This window comes from Delftia sp. ASV31 (genome assembly GCF_016428765.1).
GTDB lineage: Bacteria > Pseudomonadota > Gammaproteobacteria > Burkholderiales > Burkholderiaceae_C > Comamonas > Comamonas acidovorans.
Genome location: NZ_JAELTK010000002.1, coordinates 105911 through 118503, shown reverse-complemented (window position 1 = coordinate 118503; position 12593 = coordinate 105911). Strand labels below are relative to the sequence as shown.

The window sequence follows — 12593 nt, the reverse complement described above, 5'->3', positions numbered from 1 at the left end:
CCATGCAAGCACAGGCTCTCACCATCGAACTCGACAGCCCCGACGACTGGCCCGGCTTTCGCGCAGCCTGCAGGGCGCTGCTGGCCCATGGCGCCGACCCCGCCCTGGTGCGCTGGCGGTGGCCTGACACGCAGGGTGCGCAGCCACTCGGCGCGGGGGTGGACCTGTTTTCCAGCGCGCCGCAGCAGGCCATGCCCGCCTCGGCGCTTGCCGGGCTGGCCGGCCCCGGCGAGGCAGGGCTGTCCCTGTCGGACACCCAGATGTCCGCGCTGCGCCATGCCTGCATGCACCGCGCGGCGGGCCGCTTCGAGCTATGCCACCGCTGGCTGGCGCGCATGCAGGCCCGGCCCGAACTGAGGCTGGATGCGCTGGATGCGGACTGGCGCGCCATCGAGGCCCTGGCCCGCCCCGTCTCGCGCGAGATCCACAAGATGCACGCTTTTGTGCGCTTTCGGACCACGCAGCGGCAGAACCAGCCCGATCTGCACATTGCCTGGTTCGAGCCCGAGCACCACATCGTGCGCGCGGCGGCGCCCTTCTTCTGCAAGCGCTTTGCCAACATGCACTGGGCCATCCTCACGCCGCAATGCAGCGCGCACTGGGACGGCCATGCGCTGCGCCTGGCGCCCGGTGCGCGCCGCAGCGATGCCCCGCCAGCCGACGCGGGCGAGGCCCTGTGGCTGACCTACTACGCCAGCACCTTCAACCCGGCGCGCCTGAAGGAGCAGGCCATGCTGCGCGAGATGCCGCGCCGCTACTGGCACAACCTGCCCGAGACGGTGCTGATCTCCACCCTGGTCCAGCAGGCCCGCGCGCGCACGGCGCAGATGCTGGCGCCGTAACGGCAGCCGCCAAAAAGAAACAGAAAAAAGAAAAGGCCCCGAAGGGCCTTTGTCTGCTTTGCAGCGTCGCTCAGTGCATCAACCCAGCCACTTGCGGGCGTTGCGCCACACGCGCATCCAGGGGCTGAATTCCGACTTGTCGCCGTTGGTCCAGCTCATCTGCACGTTGCGGAACACGCGCTCGGGGTGGGGCATCATGGCCGTGAAGCGGCCATCGGCCGTGGTCACTGCCGTCAGGCCGCCGGCCGATCCGTTGGGATTGAACGGGTACTGCTCGGTGGCCTTGCCGTGATTGTCCACATAGCGCATTGAGGCGATGGCCTTGTCCGCATTGCCGCGGAAGCGGAAGTTGGCAAAGCCTTCGCCGTGGGCCACGGCGATGGGCAGGCGGCTGCCGGCCATGCCCTGCAGGAACAGGCTGGGCGACTCCAGCACTTCCACCATGGACAGGCGCGCCTCGAAGCGGTTGCTCTGGTTCTGCGTGAAACGCGGCCAGTCCTGCGCACCGGGAATGATGTCGGCCAGCTCGGCAAACATCTGGCAGCCGTTGCACACGCCCAGGCCGAAGGTATCGCTGCGGCCGAAGAACTGCTGGAACTGCGCGGACAGGCTGTCGTTGAAGGTGATGGAGCGCGCCCAGCCGATGCCGGCGCCCAGCGTGTCGCCGTAGCTGAAGCCGCCGCAGGCCACCACGCCGGCGAAGTCCTGCAGCTGCGCGCGGCCGCTTTGCAGGTCGGTCATGTGCACGTCCACCGCGTCGAAGCCGGCTTCGGTGAAGGCGTAGGCCATTTCCACATGGGAGTTCACGCCCTGCTCGCGCAGCACGGCCACGCGGGGGCGCGCGCCCAGGTTCAGGAAGGGTGCGGCGGGGTTCTCGGCCGGGTCGAACGTCAGGTGCAGGTGCATGCCCGGGTCGGCAGGCTCGCCGGCTGCGGCGTGCTCGCTGTCGGCGCAGGCCGGGTTGTCCCGCTGCTGGGCAATCTTCCAGCTGACGGCATCCCAGACCTGGTGCAGGTCGCTGAGCGAGGCGCCGAAGACGGACTTGGCATCGCGCCAGACCTGCAGTTCGCCCTTGCCCGCATCGACCTTGGACGAGACGGGGCGCGTCTTGCCGATGATGTGGCTGCAGGTGGACAGGCCATGCTCGCGCAGGGTCTGCAGCACGGCGGCGCGGTCGGCCGTGCGGATCTGCAGCACGGCGCCCAGCTCTTCGTTGAACAGTGCGCGCAGCGTCATGTCGTCGCGGCGGCCGCTGATCTGGGAGGCCCAGTTCTTGCCTTCGCCCGAGTCCATGCGGCTGTCGCTGATGCCGTCGCCTTCGGTGACCAGCATGTCCACGTTGATGGCCACGCCCACATGGCCGGCGAAGGCCATCTCGGCCACGGTGGCCAGCAGGCCGCCGTCGCCCTTGTCGTGGTAGGCCAGGATCTGGCCCTTGGCGCGCAGGTCGTTAACGGCATCGACCAGAGCGATCAGGTCCTTGGCGTCATCGAGGTCAGGGGTTTCATTGCCGGACTGGCCCAGCACCTGGCCCAGGATGGAGCCGCCCATGCGCATCTTGCCGCGGCCCAGGTCCACCAGGACCAGGGTACTGTCGTCTTCCGTGGCGTCCAGCTGGGGCGTGAGCGTGCCGCGCACATCGTCGATGGAGGCGAAGCCCGTGATGATCAGGCTGACGGGCGAGGTCACCTTCTTGACTTGGCCGCCCTCGTTCCACTGGGTGCGCATGGACAGGCTGTCCTTGCCCACGGGGATAGAGATGTCCAGCTGCGGGCACAGCTCCATGCCCACGGCCTTGACGGTGGCGTAGAGCGCCGCGTCTTCGCCGGGCTCGCCGCAGGCCGCCATCCAGTTGGCCGACATCTTGACCTTGGACAGCTCGATGGGCGCGGCCAGCATGTTGGTGATGGCCTCGGCCACGGCCATGCGTCCCGACGCCGGGGCGTTGATGGAGGCCAGCGGCGTGCGCTCGCCCATGGCCATGGCCTCGCCCTTGAAGCCACGGTAGTCGGCCAGGGTCACGGCCACGTCGGCCACGGGCACCTGCCAGGGGCCGACCATCTGGTCGCGGTGCGTGAGACCGCCCACGGCGCGGTCGCCAATGGTGATCAGGAAGCGCTTGGAGGCCACGGTGGGGTGGGCCAGCACGTCGATCACGGCCTTTTCCAGCGGCACGCCGGTCAGGTCCATGGGCGGCAGCTCGCGCTGCACGGTGGCCACGTCGCGGTGCATCTTGGGCGGCTTGCCCAGCAGCACGTTCATGGGCATGTCCACGGGGAACTTCTGGTCGCCCGAGGCCACCGCCGTGTCCTCCAGCACCAGCTGGCGTTCTTCCGTGGCCGTGCCGATCACGGCGAACGGGCAGCGCTCGCGCTCGCAGAAGGCCGTGAACTCGGCCAGCGATTCGGGAGCGATGGCCATCACATAGCGTTCCTGGCTTTCGTTGGACCAGATTTCCTTGGGCGCCAGGCCGGATTCCTCCAGGTTGACGGCGCGCAGGTCAAAGCGCGCGCCGCGGCCCGCATCGTTGGTCAACTCGGGGAAGGCATTGGACAGGCCGCCGGCACCCACGTCGTGGATGGCCAGGATGGGGTTCTTGTCGCCCTGGGCCCAGCAGTGGTTGATGACTTCCTGGGCGCGGCGCTCGATCTCGGGATTGCCGCGCTGCACGGAGTCGAAGTCCAGCTCGGCCGCGTTCGTGCCGCTGGCCATGGAGCTGGCAGCGCCGCCGCCCATGCCGATGCGCATGCCGGGGCCGCCCAGCTGGATCAGCAGGGTGCCGGCGGGGAACTCGATCTTCTGAGTCAGCTCGGAGTCGATCACGCCCAGGCCGCCCGCGATCATGATGGGCTTGTGGTAGCCGCGCATCACGGCATCGGCACCCACGCCGACCTGCTGCTCGTACTCGCGGAAATAGCCGGTCAGGTTGGGACGGCCGAATTCGTTGTTGAAGGCCGCGCCACCGAGCGGGCCCTCGATCATGATCTGCAGCGGGCTGGCGATGTGCTCGGGCTTGCCCACTTCGCTGCCCCACAGCTTGGAGACCGTGAAGCCCGACAGGCCGGCCTTGGGCTTGGAGCCGCGGCCCGTGGCGCCCTCGTCGCGGATCTCGCCGCCCGCGCCGGTCGATGCGCCGGGGAAGGGGGAGATGGCCGTGGGGTGGTTGTGCGTCTCCACCTTCATCAGCACGTGGTTGACGGCCTGCTTCTTCTGGTAGCTGGGCGCCTTGATCTTGTCCAGGGCCGCCTCGAAGGTGGCGACGAAGCGCTCGACCTCATGGCCTTCCATGATGGAGGCGTTGTCCGAGTAGGCCACCACCGTGTGCTGGGGCGAGACCTGGTGCGTGTTGCGGATCATGCCGAACAGGCTCTTGTCCTGGGCCACGCCGTCGATGGTGAACTGGGCGTTGAAGATCTTGTGGCGGCAGTGCTCGCTGTTGGCCTGCGCGAACATCATCAGCTCCACGTCCGTGGGATTGCGCTGGAGGCCCTTGAAGGCATCGACCAGGTAGTCGATCTCGTCGTCGGCCAGGGCCAGGCCCCATTGGCGGTTGGCAGTCTCCAGCGCGGCGCGGCCGCCGCCCAGCACATCGACGAACTCCATGGGAGCGGCGTCCAGGGCGGAGAACAGTTGCTCGGCCTCGGCGCGCGTGGCGAAGACCGACTCGGTCATGCGGTCGTGCAGCAAGGCGGCGATCCGTGCAGTCTGCTCGGCCGAAAGCTCAGGCGCGCTGCCCAGCACATTGCTCAGCAGGCCGGTCTTGAAGGCGATGCGGTATTCGGTGATGCGCTCCACGCGGAACACGCCCAGGCCGCAGTTGCGGGCAATGTCCGTGGCCTTGGAGGCCCAGGGGGAGATCGTTCCCAGGCGCGGCGTGACCACCAGGGCAGCACCGTCGGCCGGGCCTTCATAGGGGTCTCCATAGGTCAAGAGCGCCTGGAGGCGCTCTTGCAATGCGGGCGTGGGTGCGGCGTCCGTGGCCACCAGGTGCACGAAGCGCGCGGCAATGCCGGTGATTTTGGGATGGATGGAGACCAGTTCGGTCAGGAGCTGCTGGGCGCGGAACGAGCTGAGAGCGTTTCCACCCTCCAACTGTGTCAGATGCAAGGTCACGTGGCGGCCTGTTGGGTGAGGAGGCTTGTGAAAAGCGCCCTGCGGCCCCGCCCTCCGGGGGCTGGCTGCAAGGCGCTGAATCGGTGAGGCCGCTATTTTACCGGGCTGAGCCGTCCCGATGGCGACAGCCGCCCCTTACCCCTGCACGCCCGAAGGCGCAATGGGATAATTGCGGGCATGAGCATCACCATCAAGAGCGCTGAAGACATCGCAGCCATGCGCGTGGCCTGCCGCCTGGCTTCGGAAGTGCTGGACTACATCACCCCCCACATCAAGCCCGGCATCACCACGGCCGAGATCGACCGCCTGGGCGCCGAATGCATGGCACAGCAGGGCACGGTCTCCGCCACCATCGGCTACCAGCCGCCCGGCTACCCTCCCTACCCCGGACACCTGTGCACCTCGGTCAACCATGTGGTCTGCCACGGCATTCCCAATGACAAGCCGCTCAAGAAGGGCGACATCGTCAATGTGGACGTCACGGTCATCACCAAGGACGGCTGGTACGGCGACAACAGCCGCATGTTCATGATCGGAGAGTGCTCCATCGCAGCCAAGCGCCTGTCGGCACTGACCTTCGACGCCATGTGGCTGGGCATCCAGCAGGTCAGGCCCGGCGCCACGCTGGGCGACATCGGCAACGCCATCCAGACCTTTGCCGAAGGCCACGGCCTGTCGGTGGTGCGCGAGTTCTGCGGCCACGGCATCGGCCAGAAGTTCCACGAAGAGCCCCAGATCCTGCACTACGGCCGCCCCGGAACGGGCACCGTGCTGGAAGAAGGCATGGTCTTCACCGTCGAGCCCATGCTCAACCTGGGCAAGCGCGAGATCAAGGAACTGGGCAAGGACGGCTGGACCATCGTGACCAAGGACCACAGCCTCTCGGCCCAGTGGGAACACACCCTGGTGGTGACCAAGACCGGCTACGAAGTCATGACCCTGTCGGCCGGCTCGCCCGCGCTGCCCCCCTTCGTTACCACCACGAGCTGCTGAGGCTCGGCATGTTTCTTGCGTGATGCGCAGGCAAAATGGCATGGCGTCCGGGGCACCCGCTCCCGGCGCCTTCCCTGCCCTCGCCGCGCATGAAACAGACCACTGACCACACTCCTTCCCACGCTGCGCCCTCTGCCCCGGACTCGCTGGAGCAGTTGCGCGCGCAGTACGCCCGGGATCGCGGGCGCTGGATAGGCTCGCTGCTGGCGCCCACCATGGGCCGGCGCGGCGTGCGCCTGGTGCTGCAGCACCTGAGCGATCTGGCCGACACGCTGCTGCGCGCGCTGTGGCATCGCGCCGGCATGCCGCCCGAGGCCTGCCTGGCCGCCGTGGGCGGCTTCGGGCGCGCCCAGCTGTTTCCCTATTCCGACATCGACGTGCTGGTGCTGCTGCCAGCCGCCGGCACGGCAGATGCCGAGCTGGCCTCGCGCATCGAGAAATTCATTGGCAGTTGCTGGGACGCGGGCCTGGAGATCGGCTCCAGCGTGCGCACGCTGGCCGAATGCCTGGAGGAATCCGAGCGCGACCTGACGGTGCAGACCGCCCTGCTGGAATCACGCCGCATCTGCGGCAGCGAGCCGCTGTTCGCCGAGTTCCAGACGCGCTATCAGGCCCAGATGAATGCGCACGCCTTTCTGTCCGGCAAGCTGCTGGAAATGCGCCAGCGCCACAACAAGTACGAGAGCACGCCCTACTCGCTGGAGCCCAACTGCAAGGAATCGCCCGGCGGCCTGCGCGATCTGCACACCATGATCTGGCTGGCCCGTGCCGCAGGCCTGGGCAGCAGCTGGCAGGCCCTGGCCGGCAAGGGGCTGATCACCGATTTCGAGCGCCGGCAGCTCGAGGACAACGAAGCCCTGCTGAGCCTGATACGGGCGCGCCTGCATGCGGTGGCGGGCCGGCATGAGGACCGCCTGGTCTTCGACCAGCAGACCGCCGTGGCCGAGGCCTTTGGCTACCGCTCCACCTCGGCCGAGGGGCGCAAGCTGGCCATGCGCGCCAGCGAGACGCTGATGCGCCACTACTACTGGGCGGCCAAGGCCGTGACCCAGCTGTGCCAGATCCTGCGGCTGAACATCGAGGAGCGGCTGAACCCGCGACCCACGCCGCGCATCCGGCTGAACTCGCGCTTCTACGAGAAGGCCGGCACCATCGAGGTGGCCAGCGACGATCTCTACGAGCGCGAGCCGCACGCCATCCTCGAAACCTTTCTGATGTACGAGACCCATGTGGGCCTCACCGACCTGTCGGCGCGCACGCTGCGCGCGCTGTACGGCGCGCGTGACCTGATGGACGCGGCCTTCCGGCGCGACCCGGTCAACCGCGCCACCTTCATGAAGATCCTGCAGCAGCCCAGCGGCATCACGCACGCCATGCGGCTGATGAACCAGACCTCGGTGCTGGGGCGCTACCTGTGGCCGTTCCGGCGCATCGTGGGCCAGATGCAGCATGACCTGTTCCACGTCTACACGGTGGACCAGCACATCCTCATGGTGCTGCGCAATGTGCGGCGCTTTTTCATGGCCGAGCATGCGCATGAGTACCCGTTCTGCTCCCAGCTGGCCAGCGGCTGGGACAAGCCCTGGCTGCTGTACGTGGCCGCGCTGTTCCACGACATCGGCAAGGGCCGCGGCGGCGACCACTCCATCATCGGCGCCGTGGAGGCCAAGCGTTTTTGCCGCGCCCACGGCATTGCGCGCGCCGACGCCGAGCTGATCGAATTCCTCGTGCGCGAGCACCTGACCATGAGCCAGGTCGCGCAAAAGCAGGACCTGTCGGACCCCGAGGTGATCCAGGCCTTTGCCGAGCGCGTGGGCAACGAGCGCAACCTCACGGCCCTGTACCTGCTGACCGTGGCCGACATCCGCGGCACCAGCCCCAAGGTCTGGAGCGCCTGGAAGGGCAAGCTGCTGGAGGACACCTATCGCCTGACCTTGCGCGTCATGGGCGGACGCGCGCCCGATGCAGCCGCCGAAATCGAGGCCCGCCGCCGCGAGGCCCTGGTGCAGCTGGCACTGACAGCCCAGCCCTTCGAATCGCACAAGAAGCTCTGGGACACGCTGGGCGTGGACTATTTCATGCGCCACGAGGCGGCCGACATCGCCTGGCACACGCGCCACCTGTCGCGCCACGTGGGCACCACCCGCCCCGTGGTGCGCGCGCGCCGCTCCCTGGCCGGCGAGGGGCTGCAGGTGCTGGTCTACGCGCCTGACCAGCCCGATCTGTTCGCGCGCATCTGCGGCTACTTCGACCGGGCGGCCTTCTCCATTCTGGATGCGCGCGTGCACACGGCCCACAACAGCTATGCGCTGGACACCTTCCAGGTGGTCGCGCCCGCCATGCAGGAGCAGTACCGCGAGCTGATGCACATGGTTGAGAACGACCTGGTCGCCGCGCTGATGCAGGGCGGGCCGCTGCGCGAGCCATCCCCCCGGCGCCTGTCGCGCCGCGTCAAAAGCTTTCCCTTTGCGCCGCGCGTCACGCTGCAGCCAGACGAAAAAGCCCAGCACTGGCTGCTGTCCATCTCGGCCACGGACCGCGCCGGCCTGCTCTACACCGTGGCGCGCATCCTGGCGCAGCACCACCTGAGCGTGCAATTGGCCAAGGTCAGCACGCTGGGCGAGCGCGTGGAAGACAGCTTTCTGATCGAGGGCGCCGAACTGCAGAACAACCAGCGCCAGCTGCTCATAGAAACCGAGCTGCTGCAGGCCTTGGCGATCTGAACTTGTGGAGAAAAAAGGCCCGCCCTGTCAACCAGGGCGGGCCTTTTGCATCCAGGCTCCGGCGCGGGTGCGGCCGTCAGTGCATGGCGGCCGCAGGCGCCGACACCGTGGCCACTTCCTTGCCCTCGCGGTCATAGAGCTTGCCGTCGACCACCCGGTCGCCATCGGCCAGGGCAGACAGCACGGCCTCGCTGAGCACGCGCTCAGAACCTGCGCCGAACACCGAAGGCTCCTCGGGGTTGCCCTGCTTGAAGTGGTTGAAGACCAGGTTCAACAGCAGCACGGTCACCGCCGTGGAGCTGATGCCCGAATGGAACATGGTGGCAAACCAGTCCGGGAAGTGGTGATAGAAGTCTGGCTTGACCATGGGCAGCACGCCCATGCCGATGGACGCGGCCACGATGATCAGGTTCATGTTGTTGTGATAGTCCACCTTGGCCAGCGTGCGGATGCCGCTGGCCGCCACCGTGCCAAAAAGCACCAGGCCCGCGCCGCCCAGCACCGAGGGCGGCACGCAGGCCACGATGCGCCCCATGATGGGCAGCAGGCCGAAGGCGATCAGGATCAGGCCGCTGAAGGCCACGACATAACGGCTCTTGATGCCCGTGACCGCGACCAGGCCCACGTTCTGGGCAAAGGCGCTCTGCGTGAACGAGCCGAAGAACGGCGCCACCACGCTGGACAGCATGTCGGCGCGAAGGCCGTCGGCCAGGCGGCGCGAATCCACGCGGGTGCCCACGATGTCGCCCACGGCCAGGATATCGGCCGAGGTTTCCACCAGGGTCACCAGGATCACGATGGACATGGAAAGGGTCGCCGCCAGGCTGAAGGTCGGCCAGCCGAAGTGCAGCGGCATGGGCACGGCGAACCAGGCGCCGCTGCCCACCTCGGAAAAGTCGGACTTGCCGATCATGGCCGCCACCGCCGTGCCGATGACGATGGCCAGCAGGATGGACAGGCGCGAGATCATGGCGTTGCCCAGCTTGCTCAGTGCCAGCACGATGACCAGCGACAGGCCCGCCAGCCCGATGTTGCCCATGCTGCCGTAGTCGGCCGCCTGGGGATTGCCGCCCATGGCCCAGTGGGCCGCCACCGGCATCAGCGACAGGCCGATGATGGTGATCACGCAGCCATTGACCAGCGGCGGGAAAAACCGGGTGAGCTTGGAAAAAATGGGCGCAATGATCAGGCCGAACACCGAGGCAAAGAGCACGGCGCCCAGCACGCCCTGCATGCCGCCGCCTGTGTGCAGGATGCTGACCATGGTGGCCACGCCCGAGAAGGACACGCCCTGCACCAGCGGCAGGCGCGAGCCGAAGAACGGAATGCCCAGCGTCTGCAGCAGCGTGGCCAGCCCGCCCATGAAAAGGCAGGCCGTGATCAGCAGGCCCGTGTCGGCCGCCGACATGCCGGCCGCATTGGCCATGACCAGGGGCACGGCCACGATGCCTCCGTACATGGTCAGCACATGCTGCAAACCATAGAGGGTGTTGGCCGTGAGGCCGAGTTGCTCGTCCTCCGGGCGGATGTCTGTACCCAGGGCCGGCGCATTGCCAGAACTTTTTTCCATCGCTGTCTCCTTGTCCTCTTGTTCACAGAACGCCGGACAAGTACGCGGCAGCCGGATGGCGGCAGGCGCGCCCCCGCGCACCTTTTGCCGCCGACCCGATAGGCCGCGCTCTCCTGCATCCTGCATCGCGAAGCCCGGTGGCTGCTTGGCAGCTCTTGGCGGGCGAACGCACACAATCCCCGCCTTGGCGGGAAGTGCCAATGTACGGCGCCAGCATGGAAAAATTGTCTACCGATTTGTATACAAAGACCTGACCGAAGATCCTTGAATACGGGCAGCGCCCGCCCGCTCAGTCGTCCTCGGCCGCGCTGATGCCGGGGAACAGCACATCGGTGAAGCCGAACTGGCTGAAGTCACGCATGCGCATGGGATAGAGCTTTCCCCAGAGGTGATCGCACTCATGCTGGACCACGCGCGCATGAAAGCCATCCACCGTGCGGTCGATGGCATCGCCAAACACATCGAAGCCCGTGTAGCGGATATGGTTCCAGCGCGGCACCATGCCGCGCATTCCGGGTACGGACAGGCAGCCTTCCCAGTCCAGTTGCTCATCCTCGCCCATGGGCGTGATGACCGGGTTGATGAGCACGGTGCGCGGCACCACGGGCGCATCAGGGTAGCGCGGATTGGGCAGGCCGGAGCCGAACACCACCATCTGCAGGTCCACGCCAATCTGCGGCGCGGCCAGCCCCGCGCCGTTGGCTGCATGCATGGTGTCCAGCAAATCGCTGAGCAGCAGGTGCAGTTCGTCGGTGTCGAATTCGGTCACGGGCTGGGCGACGCGCAGCAGGCGCGGATCGCCCATCTTCAAAATGGTGCGGACAGTCATGGCAGTGCAAGGCTATGCATGTAAATGCGGGTTGCCAAGCATAGCGGCCGCCCGGCTCCCGGCCGCCCCCTGGCCACCTCTTGGCTACCTCTTGGCCGCCATGGCCACAGCGCGCTGGCACAATCGCAGCATGCCCAGCACCGCCAGAGAGTCATCCACCGCGTCCCCAGAGGACCGTGAGGCAGGCGCGCAGCAAATACCCACGGCACAGACCCTGGAGCCCGAGGCCACTGCGCAGGCAGGCACGGCGCCGGCCTTCCATGATGACGATCCCCCTCCCCTGCACCGCATGCCGGCCGCCCCGTTGCGCTGGGCGCTGCAGCTGTTTGCCTGCCTGAGCCTGGCCACGGGCATTGCCGGCATCTTCATTCCAGGATTGCCCACCACGGTGTTCGTGCTCATGGCCGGCTGGGCCGCGGCGCGCAGCTCGCAGCGCATGCACACCTGGCTGTGGCGCCATCGCCTGTTCGGCCCCATGCTGCGCAACTGGGCACGGGGCGGCTGCGTGAGCCGGCGCGCCAAATGGAGCGCCAGCGCCATGATGAGCCTGTGCGCCGTCATACTGCTGTGGACACGCCCGCCCGCCTGGGTGCAGGCCGTGGCGCTGACCTCCATGGGCTGCGTGCTGGTGTGGCTGTGGTTCAGGCCCGAGCCGTGAGAATGAAGGCCTGCAGCAGGCCTTCCTGAAAAAATTCCCCCGAGTTTTCTGTGACGTGTTTTTTACGTCATATAATCTAGGTCTTGTTCCTCAATAGCTCAGTTGGTAGAGCGCCGGACTGTTAATCCGTAGGTCCCTGGTTCGAGCCCAGGTTGAGGAGCCAAAAGAATTTCAAGATCTTGCAACCGCACAAGATCTCTGTCGATAGACGTGTATTCCTCAATAGCTCAGTTGGTAGAGCGCCGGACTGTTAATCCGTAGGTCCCTGGTTCGAGCCCAGGTTGAGGAGCCAAATTTCAGTGGCCTTGCAATCGCACAAGACCCAACGCCAACATATTCCTCAATAGCTCAGTTGGTAGAGCGCCGGACTGTTAATCCGTAGGTCCCTGGTTCGAGCCCAGGTTGAGGAGCCAGATGAAAAGCCCGCATGCCAACGCATGCGGGCTTTTTTGTTGGGTCAGGCTGCACGCACCATGCCCACGGTGGGCGTGTTCGGTGGCGATGGAGTTGCGGCGGGCTCCACGGTGACGGGCTTGCTGTGCCGGGCATGCGCGCGGCGCGAAACATGGGCAGCGCGGGATTGCTCGACGCCCTCTTCCCATGCGCGGAGCTCTTCCTCCAGCCGTGCGGCACGTTCCGCATACATGTCAGCAGAGGACTTGTAGTACTCCGCGGCAATGGTGTGCTCGAGCATCGCCATGCGGGCTTCCTGCAGGTAGGCCCGGGTGCGACGGATATAGCGCGGCTCGGCAAGGCTTGCGCCAAAGATTTTGCTGAAAAACATCGCTCATCCTCCTTCGATGCCTTCACAGCGAAAGCCAAGCATCCGCAAGAAGACGGAACCAGCATAGCCCAAGCCTGCCAG

8 protein-coding genes and 3 tRNA genes are annotated in these 12593 nt (G+C 66.7%); 7 read left to right on the top strand and 4 right to left on the bottom strand.

The annotated features are described in order from the left end of the window. Positions 1-2: 2 nt before the first annotated feature. Complete coding sequence (locus tag JHD82_RS01435; protein WP_199135181.1) at positions 3-842, top strand: TIGR03915 family putative DNA repair protein; 840 nt, start codon at positions 3-5, stop codon at positions 840-842. A 78-nt stretch (positions 843-920) separates the two neighbouring features. On the opposite strand, the gene purL is transcribed toward JHD82_RS01435, so the two are convergent. Then, a complete protein-coding gene (gene purL / locus JHD82_RS01430) occupies positions 921-4955 on the bottom strand; it encodes a phosphoribosylformylglycinamidine synthase (protein WP_199135180.1) in 4035 nt (1344 codons plus the stop codon). Between the two features lie 177 nt (positions 4956-5132). Here purL and map point away from each other — a divergent pair, with 177 nt between their 5' ends. Beyond that, positions 5133-5948, top strand: coding sequence for a type I methionyl aminopeptidase (gene map, locus JHD82_RS01425; protein WP_034396030.1), 816 nt, complete (start codon positions 5133-5135; stop codon positions 5946-5948). An 89-nt stretch (positions 5949-6037) separates the two neighbouring features. Continuing rightward, positions 6038-8671 carry a [protein-PII] uridylyltransferase gene (locus JHD82_RS01420; protein WP_199135179.1) on the top strand — a complete coding sequence of 878 codons (2634 nt, stop codon included), beginning with the start codon at positions 6038-6040 and terminating at the stop codon, positions 8669-8671. Positions 8672-8747: 76 nt separating this feature from the next. On the opposite strand, the gene JHD82_RS01415 is transcribed toward JHD82_RS01420, so the two are convergent. Together JHD82_RS01415 and def are read right to left on the bottom strand one after the other, a co-directional pair. After that, positions 8748-10241 (bottom strand): nucleobase:cation symporter-2 family protein, encoded by a 1494-nt coding sequence (locus tag JHD82_RS01415; RefSeq protein ID WP_012206653.1) that lies wholly within the window; start codon positions 10239-10241, stop codon positions 8748-8750. A gap of 289 nt (positions 10242-10530) precedes the next feature. Next, on the bottom strand, positions 10531-11070 hold the full coding sequence (def, locus tag JHD82_RS01410) for a peptide deformylase (protein ID WP_013801513.1): 540 nt from the start codon (positions 11068-11070) through the stop codon (positions 10531-10533). 289 nt (positions 11071-11359) lie between these two features. Between def and JHD82_RS01405 the strand changes: the two genes are divergently transcribed. The 4 genes from JHD82_RS01405 to JHD82_RS01390 all read left to right on the top strand — a co-directional run bounded on the left by JHD82_RS01405 (position 11360) and on the right by JHD82_RS01390 (position 12141). Beyond that, a complete protein-coding gene (locus JHD82_RS01405; RefSeq protein WP_049801494.1) occupies positions 11360-11728 on the top strand; it encodes a YbaN family protein in 369 nt (122 codons plus the stop codon). Between the two features lie 87 nt (positions 11729-11815). Beyond that, a tRNA-Asn gene (locus tag JHD82_RS01400) sits at positions 11816-11891 on the top strand. A gap of 53 nt (positions 11892-11944) precedes the next feature. Further along, positions 11945-12020 (top strand) — tRNA-Asn (locus tag JHD82_RS01395). A 45-nt stretch (positions 12021-12065) separates the two neighbouring features. After that, positions 12066-12141: transfer RNA gene (locus JHD82_RS01390), tRNA-Asn, on the top strand. A 44-nt stretch (positions 12142-12185) separates the two neighbouring features. Here the strand turns inward: JHD82_RS01390 and JHD82_RS01385 are convergent. Then, positions 12186-12512 (bottom strand): hypothetical protein, encoded by a 327-nt coding sequence (locus JHD82_RS01385; protein WP_012206656.1) that lies wholly within the window; start codon positions 12510-12512, stop codon positions 12186-12188. Between the last annotated feature and the right edge of the window lie 81 nt (positions 12513-12593).

Excerpts from the sequence above, each read along its gene's own strand:
- JHD82_RS01405 (WP_049801494.1), top strand. The coding sequence starts at position 11,360 with ATGCCGGCCGCCCCGTTGCGCTGGGCGCTGCAGCTGTTTGCCTGCCTG.
- JHD82_RS01385 (WP_012206656.1), bottom strand. The coding sequence starts at position 12,512 with ATGTTTTTCAGCAAAATCTTTGGCGCAAGCCTTGCCGAGCCGCGCTAT.
- JHD82_RS01415 (WP_012206653.1), bottom strand. The coding sequence starts at position 10,241 with ATGGAAAAAAGTTCTGGCAATGCGCCGGCCCTGGGTACAGACATCCGC.
- def (WP_013801513.1), bottom strand. The coding sequence starts at position 11,070 with ATGACTGTCCGCACCATTTTGAAGATGGGCGATCCGCGCCTGCTGCGC.
- map (WP_034396030.1), top strand. The coding sequence starts at position 5,133 with ATGAGCATCACCATCAAGAGCGCTGAAGACATCGCAGCCATGCGCGTG.
- JHD82_RS01420 (WP_199135179.1), top strand. The coding sequence starts at position 6,038 with ATGAAACAGACCACTGACCACACTCCTTCCCACGCTGCGCCCTCTGCC.
- JHD82_RS01435 (WP_199135181.1), top strand. The coding sequence starts at position 3 with ATGCAAGCACAGGCTCTCACCATCGAACTCGACAGCCCCGACGACTGG.